This window comes from Methyloversatilis sp. (assembly GCF_965284615.1).
Lineage (GTDB): Bacteria > Pseudomonadota > Gammaproteobacteria > Burkholderiales > Rhodocyclaceae > Methyloversatilis.
This window is the reverse complement of sequence record NZ_OZ260098.1, coordinates 3,690,846-3,705,326: the sequence shown is the minus strand read 5'-3', so window position 1 is coordinate 3,705,326 and position 14,481 is coordinate 3,690,846. Positions and strand designations below refer to the sequence as shown.

The window sequence follows — 14,481 nt, the reverse complement described above, 5'->3', positions numbered from 1 at the left end:
CCGTCAATTATAGGCCAGCGGGGCGCAAAGCCCGACGCGCCGGCCGGCGTGCGCCCGGCGCAGGGGCTGACGTGAGGCCGGCGCGCGCACCCGACTGGCGCAATCTCGGCGTGATGCTGCGCACCGTGCTGCTGGTCAACGCGCTGGCTGCGCTGGCACTGCTGGCGCGCAACCGCAGCTGGGACGCGCTGCCGCTCGATGCGGCGGAAATGGCGGCACGGGTCGAGCCGGCGCTGATTCTGTCGCTGCTGCTGCTCTATCTGATGGCGCCGTTGTTCGCCAGGCTCCGCGCGCGCAGCGGCTGGGCGCTGACCGGGCTGGCCGCGCTCGGCAGCGTGCTCGCGACGACCGCGCTCGGCGGCTGGGACGTCAACTCGGTACCGTCCTGGCCGGTGCGCGAGGCGATGTGGGCGCTGCTGGCGGCCGCTGCCGCGATGACCTATTTCACCGTGCAGGAGCGCGCGCTCGGCCCGGCCATCGCTCAGGCGCGGCTGATGGCGCTGTCGGCGCGCATCCGGCCGCACTTCCTGTTCAACAGCCTGAATGCGGTGCTCGGCATCATGCGCGAGGACCCGCGCCGGGCCGAGCGCGCGCTGGAGGAACTGTCCGACCTGTTCCGCGTGCTGATGCGCGAGAACCGCGATCTGGTCACGTTGGGTGACGAGCTGGCGCTGTGTCGCCAGTACATCGCACTGGAGACGCTGCGCCTGGGCGAGCGACTGAGCGTGCGCTGGCAGACCGACGGCTGCCCGGCCGACGCACGGGTACCGCCGCTGATGCTGCAGCCGCTGCTGGAGAACGCGGTGTATCACGGCGTCGAGCCGCTGGCCGGCAACGGCGAGGTCAGGGTGAGCGTGCAGCGGGCCGGTGGCGACGTGGTGGTCGAGATCGACAATCCGGCGCCGTCGCGCGACGGTGCTACCGGTCATGGCAGCGGAAACCGGATGGCGCTGGACAATATCCGCGAGCGGCTGATGCTGTTCTTCGATCTTGAAGCGCAACTGGAGGCGGGCGAGCAGGACGGGCTATACCGCGTGCGCATCCGCTTTCCGTACCGGGTGGGGGGCTGAGCATGCTGCGCGTGTTCATCGCCGACGACGAAGCCCCGGCCCGCCTGCGTCTGCGCGCGCTGCTGTCCGACATCGAGGCCGAACTGCCGAACCGGGTGGTCGGAGAGGCGGCGAACGGGCAGGAGGCGCTCGATCGTCTGGCAGCGCTGCCGGCCGAGGACAGGGCCGATGTCGCGCTGGTCAACATCCGCATGCCGGGCATGGACGGTGTCGAACTGGCGGCGCGCCTGGCCGTACTTCCGCAGCCGCCGGTACTGGTGTTCTGCACCGCCTACGACCAGTACGCCGTGCGTGCCTTCGAACTGCAGGCGGTCGATTACCTGATGAAGCCGGTGCGCGCGAACCGGCTGCTCGACGCGCTGCGCCGGGTACCCGAGCGGCGGGCGCAGCCGTCAGCTGCCGGGCGCACCCAGCTGTCGTGCAGCGAACGCGGCCGCATCCTGCTGTTGCCGGTGGCCGACATCCTCTATCTGCGCGCCGAGCTGAAATACGTGACCGCGCGCACCGCCGCTCGCGAATACCTGCTTGAGGAGGCGCTGGCCGCACTGGAGCAGGAATTCGCCCGGCGCTTCGTGCGCATCCACCGCAACTGTCTGGTGGCGCGCGACGCGGTAATCGGCTTCGAGCACGTGCGCGACGGCGCCGAGGGACACTGGGCGGTCGTGCTGAAGGGGCTGGACGAACGCCTGCCAGTGAGCCGGCGGCAGTGGGCGCAGGTTAGGGCGGAGTTTGCCGACATCCGGGGGACGGAACGGGGCTGAGGACGGAAGGCAAGCTCCGACTCATTCGGTAAGCGCCGAGCAGTGCTCGGCGAAAGCCTCACCTCATCAACCACGGACGGCCCTGCATGGCCGACCGGTTCCGCAGGCGCGAAGCAATGCTTCGCGAAACCCCTGCTTCACCCACGGACGGCTTTGCACAGCCGTCCGGTTCCGCGGGCGCGAAGCAGTGCTTCGCGAAACCCCCGCTCTACCCACGGTTTGCCCTGCATGGCAAAACGGTTCGATGGGCGGCGAGCAGTGCTCGCCGGAACAGAAACTACGGAAGTCGGCCCTGCATGGCCGACCCATTCGGTGAGCGCCGAGCAGTGCTCGGCGAAACCCTCACCTCATCACCCACTATTCCGCAGTGCGGCTGCGACGCCGTTGATGGTCAGGTGGATGGACCGGCGGGTGCGTTCGTGGCGGTTGCCGGCGCGGAAGCGGCGCAGCAGTTCGACCTGCAGGTGGTTCAGCGGCTCGATGTAGGGGAAGCGGTTGCGGATCGAGCGCGCGAGCAGCGGGTTGGTCAACAGCAGTTCCTGCGCGCCGGTGATCTGGCGTACCGCGTCCAGCGTGGCCTGCCACTCGGCGCGGATGCGCGTGAAGATGGCGGTGCGCAGCGCCTCGTCCTCGACCAGTTCGGCATAGCGGCTGGCAATCGCGATGTCGGTTTTCGACAGCACCATGTCCATATTGGAAATGAGGGTGGCGAAGAAGGGCCACTGGTCCACCATGGCCTGCAGCCGCGCCATACCGTCGGCGTGCTGGGCGCGGTACTCGTTCACCGCCGAACCGAAGCCGAACCAGCCGGGCAGCATGAGTCGGCACTGCGACCACGAGAACACCCACGGGATGGCGCGCAGGTCCTCGATCTTCTGCCCCTTCTTGCGCGAAGCCGGGCGCGAGCCGATGTTCAGCTCGGCGATTTCGGTGATGACGGTCGATTCCCAGAAATACTTCTCGAAGCCCGGCGTTTCATAGACCAGATTGCGGTAGGCCTTGAAGGCGTAGCCCGACAGCTCTTCCATCGCGTCGGTGAATTCGGGCGGTGCGGCGGCTTCGCGCTTGCCCAGCAGCGTCGCTTCGAAGGTGGCCGCGGCCAGCACTTCGAGGTTGCGTTGACCGACGTCCGGATTGGAGTACTTGGAGGCGATCACTTCGCCCTGTTCGGTGATGCGGATCTGCCCCTGCACCGCGCCGCCCGGCTGTGCCAGGATGGCCTGGAAGCTGGGGCCGCCGCCGCGGCCGACCGAACCGCCGCGGCCATGGAACAGGCGCAGCCGCACGCCGTGGCGCTTGAACACCTGCACCAGCTTGGTTTCCGCCTTGTACAGCTCCCAGCCGGAGGTGAGGAAACCGCCGTCCTTGTTCGAATCGGAATAGCCCAGCATCACTTCCTGCGTGAGGGCCCGGGCATCCAGCAGCACGCGCCAGATCGGAATCGTAAAGAGCCGGTCCATGATGCGCGGTGCGTTGCGCAGGTCACCGATGGTTTCGAACAGCGGGATGATGTTCATCGCCGCCTGCCGCTCGTGCACGTTGAGCAGGCCGACTTCCTTCAGGATGAGCGCGACTTCCAGCATGTCGGACACGCCGTCGGTCTTCGAAATGATGTAGTTCGGCAGCGCCGCTTCGCCGTACAGCTTGTGCATTTCGGCGGCCGTGCGCGCGATCGCCAGCTCGCCCTCGGTTTCGGCCGAGAACTGCATGAAGGGCGCGGTCAGCGGGCGCGGTGTGCCCAGTTCGTTGATCAGCACCTCGATGCGCTGTTCCTCGCGCAGTTCGAGGTAGTTGTTGCAGACGTGGGCGTTGGCCAACAGTTCGGCGATCACCCGCTCGTGCACATCCGAGTTCTGACGCAGATCGAGTGCCGCCAGATGGAAGCCGAACACGCGCGCGGCGTGGCGCAGGCGGCGCAGCCGGCCGCGCGCGATCAGCGCCGACTTGTGGCTGACCAGCGAATCGTGGATCACGTCGAGGTCGCGCACGAATTCGGCGGCATCCGTGTAGGGGTCGGCGTCGCCGACCGCCTTCCACAGCGCCTCATGCTGGTCCAGCGTGCGAGCGGTGACCGCCAGGCGGGCGTAGATGCCGGCCAGCGCGCGGCGGTATAGCTCGTCCTCGCGGTGCGGCGACTTGTCGGGTGCGGTGGCGGCCAGCACGCGCAGTTCGTCGCTGACGTTGTTCAGCAGCGTGGTCGGCGACAGGTCGGTGTCCAGGATGTGCACCTGGGTCAGGTAGTAATCCAGAGCCTTGGACGACTGCACGCGTAGCGTCGCGCGCAGCACGTCGGCGGTGACGAAAGGATTGCCGTCGCGGTCGCCGCCTATCCACGAGCCCATGCGCAGGAAGCTGCCGATTTCGCGCTTGTGTTCGGGAAAGGCCGCTTCGAGCTGGTCCTCGACCGCGTTGTAGACGCGCGGCAGTTCGCGCAGGAAGGTGTAGTCGTAGAACGACAGGCCGTTGATCACCTCGTCGGCCACCGACAGCCGGGTGCGCCGCAGCATGCGCGTCTGCCACAGCGAGGTGATGGTGCGGCGTACCGCCTCGTCGCGCTCTTCCAGCTCTTCCGGCGTCAGCCGCATGCGGTCGCGCTCGTCGATGAGGCGGGCGATCTTCATTTCCTGGCTGAGGATGCTCTTGCGCTGCACCTCGGTCGGATGCGCGGTCAGCACCGGCACCACCAGGCCGTCGCGGAAGAAGGCGAGGATTTCCTCGGCCGGGATCTGGGCATCGAGCGCCTTGGCGAGCGCGTTGGCCAGCGTGCCCGGGCGCGGCGGGTCACCAGCGATGGCATGGGCGCGGGCGCGGCGGATATGGTGCTGGTCCTCGGCGATGTTGGCCAGATGCAGGAAATAGCTGAAGGCGCGTACAACGATGATGGTGTCGTCGTCCGACAGGCCATTCAGCAGCTTGGCCAGTTCGGCGCGCGCGTCGAGGTCGTCGTTGCGGCGGAAGCGCACGCACAGCTGGCGAACGTTCTCGATCAGTTCGAACATGCGGCTGCCTTCCTGCTCGCGCACCACGTCGCCCAGCATGCGGCCGAGCAGGCGGATGTCGTCGAACAGCGGCTGGTCTTTGTCGTGCGTGGCGCGATCGTGCACCGCAACCGGCGTCTGGGCCTGTTGATTCACTGGCAATCCTTCCTCGAAGAGGGTCCTGAATGAGTGTCTGATTCATGCGCGCCGCCGGCCTGCTCTGGCCGAGGCGATGCGATGTTCCATCCGGGGCTGCTAGAATTCGGGCCGATTCGCGCGCTGCCTGTAGGCACTCGCTCACGCTGGCGCGCGGTGTGTTCACCTAACTGATCACCACACGCCTATTTTCCATATGGATCATCCGGCCGGCCCGGCGGACCTCATTGCGGCGGATCGCGCGCAGTCGGTACCGCAGCAGGAAACCCAAGCTTACCCGAAGCCCGGGCGCATCGTGATCGCATCGCGCGAGTCGCGGCTCGCCATGTGGCAGGCGGAACACGTGCGTGACAGACTGTCATCGCTGTACCCGGGTACGACCGTCAACATCCTCGGCATGACCACGCGCGGCGACCAGATTCTTGACCGGCCGCTGGCCAAGGTCGGCGGCAAGGGGCTGTTCGTCAAGGAACTGGAAACCGCCTTGCTCGAAGGCCGCGCCGACCTGGCCGTGCATTCGATGAAGGACGTCCCGATGACGCTGGCTGACGAGTTCGCGCTGGTCGCCACGCTGGAGCGCGAAGTGCCGCAGGACGCCTTCGTGTCGTCGCGCTACGCCAGTCTCGACGAACTGCCGCCGGGTGCCGTGGTCGGCACCTCCAGCCTGCGGCGCGAGTCGCAACTGCGAGCGAACTTCCCCTATCTCGCGGTGAGCAGCCTGCGCGGCAATCTGGATACCCGCCTGCGCAAGCTCGACGAGGGCCAGTACGACGCGATCATCCTCGCCGCGGCTGGCCTCAAGCGGCTCGGTCTGGGTGATCGCATCCGCTCGCTGCTGCCGGTCGAACTGTCGCTGCCGGCAGCCGGTCAGGGCGCGCTCGGCATCGAGGCGCTGTCGTCGCGGCCGGAAGTGGCGGCCTGGCTGGCGCCGCTGGTGTGCGGCACCAGCGAAGCCTGCGTCCGCGCCGAACGTTCGGTGTCGCGTGCGCTGGCCGGATCCTGCGAAGTGCCGCTGGCGGCCTACTGCGTGCTCGACGGTGGCGCGCTGTGGCTGCGCGCGCGCGTCGCGATGCCCGATGGCTCGCGCATCGCGATGGCCGAGGCGCGCGGCAATATCGCGCAGCCGGATGAACTGGCTGCCGTCTGTGTCGAGGCCCTGCTGGCGGACGGCGCACAGGCCATCCTCGACGATCTGGCCGGACGATGAATCCGCGCGGCGCGCTGAGCGGACGCGGCGTGCTGGTCAGCCGCCCGCGTGCGCAGGCGGCTGCGCTCAGCGACGCGATACGCGCGGCCGGCGGCCATCCGCTCGAATTTCCGCTGATCGACATCGAGCCGCTGGCTGATACCGCAGCGGTGACAGCGGCCGCGGCGACGCTGGACGATGCGGCACTTGCGGTGTTCGTCAGTGCCAACGCGGTCAACCATGCACTCGACCTGATCCTGCCGCGGCGTGCCTGGCCGGCTGCACTGCCGGCCGCCACGGTGGGCGAGCAGTCGGCGCAGGCGCTGCGTGCGCGCGGCATCGCCCGCGTGATCGTGCCGCAGCACGGCCGCTACGATTCCGAGGCGCTGCTGGCGCTGCCCGAACTGTCGGCTGCCGCGCTGGCCGGGCGCCGGGTGCTCATCTTCCGCGGCGACGGCGGGCGCGAACTGCTCGGCGACACGCTGCGCGCGCGCGGCGCGACGGTCGAACACATCACCTGCTACCGGCGCGTGCCGCCGCGCGATGGCGCGCCACTGTGCGAGGCCGTACGAAGCGACGCGCTGCACGCGCTGACCATCACCTCGTCGGAGTCGCTGCGCAATCTGCTGGCGCTGCCCGGCCTGGACTGCGCCGACGCGCTGCGCGCGCTGCCGCTGTTCGCGCCACACGCGCGCATTGCCGAGCAGGCACGCGAACAGGGCTTCGCCCGCGTGATCGAAACCGATCCCGCCGATGCCGGCCTGATGGCCGGTCTGACCGATTACTTTTCGTCGCCGTCGCGCGACCTTCACTGACGACATGAGCGAGCAGACACCCCCGAATACCCCTGTCACCCCTGTCGGCGCAGTCGCCTCCCAGCCGGCGTCGTCGAAGCGCGAGGGCGTCGTTCCACTGTGGGCGCTGGGCCTGTCGCTGCTGTTGCTGGTCGCGCTCGGCGTGGCGAGCTTCCTGATGCTGCAGCGCATGCGTGCGCTGGAGTCGGAACTGCATCGGCGGGTCGAGGTGGTCGGCGAACAGGCGGCGCAGGCCACCCGCGCGACCGAACAGGAGGCCGCTGGCATCGCGGGCTACGGCACGCGGCTGAGCAGTCAGGAAGTGCAGCTCGCCGAACTGCGGGCACGCATCGACGCCTATGAGTATCTGGCCGACGACCTGGTGCGCAGTTACGACGAACGCGTGCTGGCCGAGGTCGAGCACGCGCTGGTGCTGGGCCAGCAGCAGCTGCAGTTGGCCGGCGACGCCAAGCTCGCGCTCAGTGCGCTGTCCGGCGCCGAAGCGCGGCTGGCGCGCGTCGATACCGGCCGCTACCTGCCGCTGCGCCGTGCCATGGCGAACGACATGGAGCGACTGCGCCGCGCGCCGATGGCCGATCTGTCCGGCCAGGCACTGCGCATCGACACCCTGCTGGCGGTCGTCGACGGGCTGCCGCTCGCCTTCGAGCGCTCGCCGGCCCGGGGTGCGTCAACAGCAGCGCCCCGTGACGACAAGGCGGCGGCGCCGACGCAGGCCGAACGGCTGGCGCGGGCGGTGTGGGAGGAGGTGCGCCAGCTGGTGCGCATCGAACGTCTGGACCGCCCCGACCCGGCGCTGCTGTCGCCGGAGCACAGCTTCTTCCTGCGCGAGAACCTGAAGCTGCGGCTGATCAACGCGCGCGTTGCGCTGCTTCAGCGCAACGGTGCCGTCTGGCGCGAGGACATCCGGCTGGCGCGTGAGTGGATCGAGCGCTACTACGACACCCGCGCCCGCCAGACCGAAAACGCGCTGGTCACGCTGCGCCAGCTGGCGGCAGTCGATCCGGGCGAGGCATTGCCGGGGCTGAATGAATCGATGAGTGCGCTGGCGCAGCTGAAGGCGCAGCGTCAGCGCCCGACTGTCACGCGCGAGGAGAAGCGCTGATGGTGCGCCTGCTGCTGTGGCTGCTCGGCCTGTGTGCACTGGCCGTCGGTCTGGTCATCGCCGCCCGCCACAACGACGGCTTCGTGCTGATCCAGTGGTCGCCGTGGCGCGTCGAACTGTCGCTGAACCTGTTCATCGTCACGCTGCTGCTCGGTGTCGCGCTGCTGTACAGCCTGTTCCACTTCATCGACGGCCTGATGCGCATGCCGGCGCGCGCCGCGCGCTATCGCGCCCGTCAGCGCCGTCATCGTGCGGTGACCGCGCTGCGCGACGCGGCACGGCTCTACTTCGAGGGCCGCTACGGCCACGCGCAGCGCAGCGCGCGGGTGGCGGTCGAGGGCGGCGAATCGCCCGGGCTGGCGGCGCTGATCGGCGCCCGCGCGGCACACGCGATGCGCGAACAGGTGCAGGCCGACGAGTGGCTGCGCCAGGCCGAGCGCTTCGATGATCTGCGCACCGCGCGCCTGATGACCGAAGCCGACATCCTGACCGACCGCCGCGAATACGGTGACGCGCTGGAGCGCATCGACGTGCTGCAGTCCGGCGGTCAGCGCCACGTCGCCGCACTGCGGCTGGCGATGCGCGCCCGCCGTGGCCTCGGCGATTGGGGCGGCCTGCTGCGTGTGGTGCGTCTGCTGCAGAAGCACCGTGCACTGACGCCGGAACAGGCGGCGCCGGTACGTCGCCAGGCGCATATGGGGGCGCTGCACGACATCGATCCGGCGGAACTGGATGCCTACTGGAAGAGCCTGCCGTCGGTCGAGCGCGAGGACGCGCAGGTCGTACGCGCGATGTGCGAGGCGCTGGTCGCGGCCGGCCAGTTCGCGCAGGCGCGCAAGCTGATCGAGGCGCAGATCGAACGCGGCTGGGAATCGTCGCTGATGACGCTGTACGCGCACTCCGACGGCGGCGACGCGCTGGCGCGCATCGCCCGGGCAGAGGCCTGGCTGCGCGACCATCCGGACGACGCCGAACTGCTGCTTGCACTCGGCCGCCTGTGCCGCACACAGCAGCTGTGGGGCAAGGCGCAGAGCTATCTCGAAGCCGCGCTGGCGGTGCAGCCGTCGCGCATCGTCCATGTCGAGCTGGCGCTGCTGGCCGAACACCTGGAGCGACCTGACGATGCACGGGCACATTTCCGCGCGGCGGCGCTGATGAAGTGAACCTCGCTGCTGTGCGTATGTCATGATCCGCGCGTGATCATCGGCGCGGGCGAGACATGAACAATCCCTTCGAAAGTGACGTCGCGGCGCAGCCGCCTGCCGACCCCTTCGGGCCGTCCGGCGCGCCGCATGCGGAGGCGCTCGTGTTCTCCGGCCGCGGGGCCGAATACTTCGGCATCTGGATCGTGAACCTGCTGCTCAGCATCGTCACGCTGGGCATCTACTCCGCCTGGGCCAAGGTCAGGCGGCTGCAGTACTTCCATCGTCATACCGCGCTGGGCGGTGCGGCCTTCGACTACCACGGTGATCCGCGCGCCATCCTGAAGGGACGGGTGATCGGCGTCATCCTGCTGGTCGCCTACAACCTGTCATTCGAGTTCTCGCTCTACCTCGGCATTGCGGTCGCCATCGTGCTGGCGGCCGTGATGCCGATGCTGCTCATGCGCTCGCTGAAGTTCCGCGCCCGCAATACCAGCTGGCGTGGCCTGCGTTTCGCCTTCGACGGCGACGAGAGGGGCGCTTACTCGGTCTTCCTGATGTGGCCGCTGCTGTCTGTCGTCACGCTCTACCTGCTGGCGCCGATGTGGCACCAGCGCATGAAGCGCTATCAGCTCGACAACACACGCTTCGGCGCCACGCGTTTTCGTCTGGATGTGCCGGTGTCCGCCTTCTACAGGATGTATGGCGTCCTCTTCCTGCTCCTTCTGGCAGGCCTGCTGGTAATGGGGGCAATGATGGTGGGTCTCCTCGCGCTGAGTGGCGGCGGGCCGGAAAGCATGTCCATGCTGCCGATACTTCTGTTTCTCGGCTGGCTGGCCGTGCTCATGCTGGTCCAGCCCTATCTGCTTGCACGCCTGCAGAATGTGGTGTGGAACAACACGCGACTCGGCCCGCATCGCTTCGAGTCGCGTGCCCGTGCCCGCACGCTGTACGCGATCACGCTGACCAACCTGATCGCCATCGTGTGCACCTTCGGTCTGTTCATGCCCTTCGCCGCGATACGCCTCGCGCGCTACCGGATCGAGAGCGTCACGATGATCAGCGCCGGTCCGCTCGACGACTTCGTCGCCGGTCAGTCGCAGGACGTGGCGGCGACCGGTGAGGAGGCGGCCGATCTGTTCGATGTCAACATCGCGCTCTGACATGCCGTCAGCGGTGGCGGCCCTGTATTTCGATGGTGTCAGCGCGCGGGCGCATGCGGCGACCATCGTGCTCGACGGTGACGCGCTGCAGGTGCAGGCTGAAGGCGTCATACGCCGCGAGCCGCTGTTGACGCTGCGCCTGTCCGAGCCCATGGGGTCGGCGCCGCGGCTGATCACCTTCGCCGACGGCGCGCATGTCGAGGTGCGGGATCACGCCGCGCTGGCGCTGCTGCTCGACGCCAGCGGTCATCGCGACCGTGCGACGGTGCGCTGGGCCTTCGATGCACGCGTCGTGCTCGGTGCCGTCGCAGCGCTCGTCCTCATCGTCTGGCTGGGCGCGCGCTACGGCTTGCCCTGGGCGGCCGGCATGGCGGCGCCGCACGTGCCGCAGGCGGTGGTGGCGGCCATGTCACAGGAGGCGCTCGAACTGCTGGACGACCGCCTGCTGGCACCGAGCAAGCTCGACGAGGCGCGCCAGCAGCAGTTGCGCTCGGCGCTCGCAGCGCGCAGCGCGCTGCCGCACACGCTGTTGTTCCGCTCGGGCGGGTCGGTCGGTGCCAACGCATTTGCGCTGCCCGACGGCTCGCTCATCGTCACTGACCAACTGGTCGCGCTGGCCGACGATGACGAACAGGTGCTGGCGGTACTGATGCACGAACTCGGGCACGTCGAACGCATGCATGGCATGCGCATGGTGCTGCAGGGGTCGGCCGTCGCGCTGTTCATGACCTGGTATGCCGGTGACGTGAGCAGCCTGCTGGCGATGGCGCCGACCGTGCTGCTGCAGTCGGGCTACTCGCGGGACATGGAACTGGAAGCCGACGCCTACGCTGCGCGCGCGCTGCGCGGTCAGGGTCGCTCACCGGCGCTGCTGGCCGACATGCTCGAACGTCTCGCCCGCGCGCATGGCGCGCGCGACAATGACACGTCTGCAGGGTGGCTTTCAAGCCATCCGGATAGCGCACAACGTATCGAAAAGCTCCGCCGTGGAGACTTCACCGCCGATTGACCTTGGTCAACGTGGGGTTTTCGGCTCTTGAGGATACTGCCGTCACTGAATGCGGTTTAAATCCTCTGGAGCACGTAAAAATGAAGGCGATCAAGTGGGTGGGTGTGGCAGCACTGGCTGCCGTGGCAGGCGTGGCCAACGCGGCTGACGAAGGCAACTGGATGGTGCGCGCACGTGCGCTGTACATGAACCCCGATAACGACAATTCGGGTGGTCTGGGCCTGCCGATCGATGTCGAAGCCGAGAACAAGGTGTTCCCGGAAATCGACATCACCTACTTCTTTACCAAGAACATCGCAGCCGAGCTGATCCTGACCTATCCGCAGAAGCATGACGTGGAACTGGGCGGTGTGGGCATCGGTTCGGTCAAGCACCTGCCGCCGACGCTGACGCTGCAGTACCACTTCAATCCGGAAGGTCAGATTCGCCCCTACGCCGGTCTTGGCCTGAACTACACGCGCTTCTCCAGCGTCGATCTGGATGCCGGCACCGTTCTCGGCGGCAGCGTGCCGCTGCGCATCGACCGCAGCAGCTTCGGCTGGGCGGCACAGGTGGGCGCCGACGTGCAGATCGCGCCGAAGTGGTTCCTGAACTTCGACGTCAAGTACGTCGCGATCGACACCGACATCTTCATCAAGGGCGCTGGCGGCGCCAAGGTGACCAAGCTGGGCATCGACCCGATGCTGTACTCGGTCGGTATCGGTTATCGCTTCTGAGTTTGAGCGGGTTCGCCGGTCGAGGGCCACAAGCCTGAAGGCCGGCGGGCAAGCCAAAGGTTCTTCCTGCAGTCCCGGTTCGGGCACCCTTGAGGTGCCCGTTTTTTTGGCTCTCGGGCTGAGCTCGCGCAGGACTGACGAGCGACCGGCTCCGCAGGCGCGAAGCAAGGCTTCGCGAACGTCTGCTATACCCAGTCCCGCGGCGGGAGGAAATCGGTGTAGAGCTTCGCTTCCGGCGAGCCGTCGGCGGGGTGCCAGTCGTAGCGCCATTTCACCACCGGCGGCATCGACATCAGGATGGATTCGGTGCGCCCGCCAGACTGCAGGCCGAACAGCGTGCCGCGGTCGAACACCAGGTTGAATTCGACGTAGCGGCCGCGCCGGTAAGCCTGGAAATCGCGTTCGCGCTCACCGTAGGGCGTGTCGCGGCGGCGTTCGACGATGGGCAGGTAAGCGTCGAGGAAGGCGTTGCCGACCGCCTGCGTCAGCCCATAGGCGTGGTCGAAGCTCACTTCGCCGTCGGCACCCAGATCGTCGAAGAACACGCCGCCGATGCCGCGCGCTTCCTTGCGGTGCTTCAGGTAGAAATAATCGTCGCACCACTTCTTGTAGCGCGCCCAGGTGTCGGTGCCGAAAGGCGCCAGCGCGTCGCGGCAGCTACGGTGGAAGTGGGCTGCATCCTCTTCGACGCCGTAGTACGGCGTCAGATCCATGCCGCCGCCGAACCACCACACCGCGTCGCCGCTCTTCGGTTGCGCGGTGAAGAAGCGCACGTTCAGGTGCACGGTCGGCACGTAGGGGTTGCGCGGATGCAGCACCAGCGACACGCCCATCGCCTCGAACGACGCTCCAGCGAGATCCGGGCGGTTGGCCGACGCCGACGGCGGCAAGGTGTCGCCGCGCACGTGCGAGAAATTGCAGCCTCCGCGCTCGAACAGCTTGCCTTCCTCGATCAACCGCGTGCGGCCGTCACCCTGCAGCCGTTCTTCCGGGCCACGCACCCAGCCGTCGGTCAGGAAGGGCGAGCCGTCCGCCGTTTCCAGGCCGGCGATGATGCGGTCCTGCAGATCGAGCAGCCAGGCGCGGACCACTTCCGCCCGCGTGCTCATCGCCGCACCGCCCGGTGGCCGATGTCGCGGCGGAACTGAGCGCCGTCGAACTGGATCTGATCGCACAGCGCGTAGGCGGCGCGCTGCGCCTGCTTCACGGTGTCGCCGAGCGCGGTCACGCAGAGCACGCGGCCGCCGTTGGTGACCACCTTGCCGTCACGCTCGGTGGTGCCGGCGTGGAACACGTGGCCTTCCGCCGTCGCGGCCGGCAGGCCGTTGATCACGTCGCCCTTGCGCGGCGCGTCCGGATAGCCGGCGGCTGCCATGACGATGCCGAGTGCGACGCGGCGGTCCCAGTCGGTACTGGCTTCCGACAGCTTGTAGTCGAGCGCGGCTTCCATCAGGTTGACCAGGTCGGTCTTCAGTCGCATCATGATGGGCTGGGTTTCCGGGTCGCCCATGCGACAGTTGAATTCCAGCACCTTGATGTCGCCGTCCGGCGAAATCATCAGGCCGGCGTACAGGAAGCCGGTGAAGGGGAGGCCGTCGAGCGCCATGCCGGTCAGCACCGGCTGGATCACTTCGCGCATCACGCGGGCGTGGATTTCCGGCGTCACCACCGGCGCCGGCGAATAGGCGCCCATGCCGCCGGTGTTGGGGCCGGCGTCGCCATCAAGCAGGCGTTTGTGGTCCTGGCTGGTGGCCAGAGGCAGCGCGCTCATGCCGTCGCACATGACGATGAAGCTGGCTTCCTCGCCTTGCAGGAATTCCTCGATCACGACGCGCGACTTGCCGCCGTCGTCGCCCGGCAGCATGGTGCCGATGGCGGCGTGCGCTTCGGTCAGCGTCATCGCGACCACGACGCCCTTGCCGGCCGCCAGGCCGTCGGCCTTGATCACGATGGGCGCGCCCTTCTCGTCAACATAGGCACGCGCAGCGGCGGCGTCGGTGAAGGTCTGGTAATGCGCGGTCGGGATGTTGTTCTTCACCATGAACTGCTTGGCGAAGTCCTTCGAGCTCTCGAGCTGGGCCGCCTTGCGGGTGGGGCCGAAGATCTTCAGGCCACGCACGCGGAAGCAATCGACTACGCCCGCGGCCAGCGGTGCTTCCGGACCGACCACGGTGAAAGCGATGTTCTCGTTCTCGACGAAGCTGATCAGTTCGGCGAAATCGGTGATCGGCAGGTTTTCGATATTCGGTTCCAGCGCGGTGCCGGCATTGCCCGGCGCCACGTAAACCTTGTGCACACGCGGACTCTGCGCGAGCTTCCAGGCGATGGCGTGTTCGCGCCCGCCCGAACCGATGACCAGCAGTTTCATGATGCGTCCTTCTTC

The 14,481-nt window shown here is 67.9% G+C and carries 12 protein-coding genes; 9 read left to right on the top strand and 3 right to left on the bottom strand.

Going from position 1 to position 14,481, the window contains the following annotated elements; all coding sequences use genetic code 11:
* The first annotated feature begins 71 nt into the window (after positions 1-71).
* Both ACQ66H_RS17595 and ACQ66H_RS17590 read left to right on the top strand, forming a co-directional pair.
* On the top strand, positions 72-1,070 hold the full coding sequence (locus ACQ66H_RS17595) for a sensor histidine kinase (protein WP_430435090.1): 999 nt from the start codon (positions 72-74) through the stop codon (positions 1,068-1,070).
* A gap of 2 nt (positions 1,071-1,072) precedes the next feature.
* On the top strand, positions 1,073-1,831 hold the full coding sequence (locus ACQ66H_RS17590) for a LytR/AlgR family response regulator transcription factor (RefSeq protein ID WP_430435089.1): 759 nt from the start codon (positions 1,073-1,075) through the stop codon (positions 1,829-1,831).
* A gap of 350 nt (positions 1,832-2,181) precedes the next feature.
* Here ACQ66H_RS17590 and ppc read toward each other — a convergent pair whose 3' ends face one another.
* Complete coding sequence (gene ppc / locus ACQ66H_RS17585) at positions 2,182-4,965, bottom strand: phosphoenolpyruvate carboxylase (RefSeq protein WP_430435088.1); 2,784 nt, start codon at positions 4,963-4,965, stop codon at positions 2,182-2,184.
* A gap of 196 nt (positions 4,966-5,161) precedes the next feature.
* Between ppc and hemC the strand changes: the two genes are divergently transcribed.
* The 7 genes from hemC (at position 5,162) to ACQ66H_RS17550 (ending at position 12,098) form a co-directional block, all read left to right on the top strand.
* Positions 5,162-6,172 (top strand): hydroxymethylbilane synthase, encoded by a 1,011-nt coding sequence (gene hemC, locus ACQ66H_RS17580; protein WP_430435087.1) that lies wholly within the window; start codon positions 5,162-5,164, stop codon positions 6,170-6,172.
* Positions 6,169-6,966 carry a uroporphyrinogen-III synthase gene (locus ACQ66H_RS17575; RefSeq protein WP_430435086.1) on the top strand — a complete coding sequence of 266 codons (798 nt, stop codon included), beginning with the start codon at positions 6,169-6,171 and terminating at the stop codon, positions 6,964-6,966. Before hemC ends, ACQ66H_RS17575 begins: the two co-directional genes overlap by 4 nt.
* 4 nt (positions 6,967-6,970) lie before the next feature.
* Positions 6,971-8,068: a uroporphyrinogen-III C-methyltransferase gene (locus tag ACQ66H_RS17570; RefSeq protein ID WP_430435085.1), complete on the top strand. Its 1,098-nt coding sequence runs from the start codon at positions 6,971-6,973 to the stop codon at positions 8,066-8,068.
* Complete coding sequence (locus ACQ66H_RS17565; protein WP_430435084.1) at positions 8,068-9,231, top strand: heme biosynthesis HemY N-terminal domain-containing protein; 1,164 nt, start codon at positions 8,068-8,070, stop codon at positions 9,229-9,231. The genes ACQ66H_RS17570 and ACQ66H_RS17565 overlap by 1 nt, the downstream gene beginning before the upstream one ends.
* A 56-nt stretch (positions 9,232-9,287) precedes the next feature.
* The gene (locus tag ACQ66H_RS17560; RefSeq protein ID WP_430435083.1) at positions 9,288-10,373 is read left to right on the top strand and encodes a YjgN family protein; all 1,086 of its coding nucleotides are present in this window, start codon (positions 9,288-9,290) and stop codon (positions 10,371-10,373) included.
* Positions 10,354-11,382 (top strand): M48 family metallopeptidase, encoded by a 1,029-nt coding sequence (locus tag ACQ66H_RS17555; protein WP_430435082.1) that lies wholly within the window; start codon positions 10,354-10,356, stop codon positions 11,380-11,382. Before ACQ66H_RS17560 ends, ACQ66H_RS17555 begins: the two co-directional genes overlap by 20 nt.
* An 80-nt stretch (positions 11,383-11,462) precedes the next feature.
* Positions 11,463-12,098 (top strand): OmpW/AlkL family protein, encoded by a 636-nt coding sequence (locus tag ACQ66H_RS17550; RefSeq protein WP_019916860.1) that lies wholly within the window; start codon positions 11,463-11,465, stop codon positions 12,096-12,098.
* Between the two features lie 185 nt (positions 12,099-12,283).
* Here the strand turns inward: ACQ66H_RS17550 and hemF are convergent, their stop codons facing one another.
* Both hemF and purD read right to left on the bottom strand, forming a co-directional pair.
* Positions 12,284-13,207 carry an oxygen-dependent coproporphyrinogen oxidase gene (gene hemF / locus ACQ66H_RS17545; protein ID WP_430435081.1) on the bottom strand — a complete coding sequence of 308 codons (924 nt, stop codon included), beginning with the start codon at positions 13,205-13,207 and terminating at the stop codon, positions 12,284-12,286.
* A complete protein-coding gene (gene purD, locus ACQ66H_RS17540; protein ID WP_430435080.1) occupies positions 13,204-14,466 on the bottom strand; it encodes a phosphoribosylamine--glycine ligase in 1,263 nt (420 codons plus the stop codon). Before purD ends, hemF begins: the two co-directional genes overlap by 4 nt.
* Positions 14,467-14,481: the final 15 nt, after the last annotated feature.

Coding starts and splice junctions, on each gene's coding strand:
- ACQ66H_RS17590 (WP_430435089.1), top strand. CDS start 1,073: ATGCTGCGCGTGTTCATCGCCGACGACGAAGCCCCGGCCCGCCTGCGT.
- hemC (WP_430435087.1), top strand. CDS start 5,162: ATGGATCATCCGGCCGGCCCGGCGGACCTCATTGCGGCGGATCGCGCG.
- ACQ66H_RS17575 (WP_430435086.1), top strand. CDS start 6,169: ATGAATCCGCGCGGCGCGCTGAGCGGACGCGGCGTGCTGGTCAGCCGC.
- ACQ66H_RS17570 (WP_430435085.1), top strand. CDS start 6,971: ATGAGCGAGCAGACACCCCCGAATACCCCTGTCACCCCTGTCGGCGCA.
- ACQ66H_RS17565 (WP_430435084.1), top strand. CDS start 8,068: ATGGTGCGCCTGCTGCTGTGGCTGCTCGGCCTGTGTGCACTGGCCGTC.
- ACQ66H_RS17560 (WP_430435083.1), top strand. CDS start 9,288: ATGAACAATCCCTTCGAAAGTGACGTCGCGGCGCAGCCGCCTGCCGAC.
- ACQ66H_RS17555 (WP_430435082.1), top strand. CDS start 10,354: ATGTCAACATCGCGCTCTGACATGCCGTCAGCGGTGGCGGCCCTGTAT.
- ACQ66H_RS17550 (WP_019916860.1), top strand. CDS start 11,463: ATGAAGGCGATCAAGTGGGTGGGTGTGGCAGCACTGGCTGCCGTGGCA.
- hemF (WP_430435081.1), bottom strand. CDS start 13,207: ATGAGCACGCGGGCGGAAGTGGTCCGCGCCTGGCTGCTCGATCTGCAG.
- purD (WP_430435080.1), bottom strand. CDS start 14,466: ATGAAACTGCTGGTCATCGGTTCGGGCGGGCGCGAACACGCCATCGCC.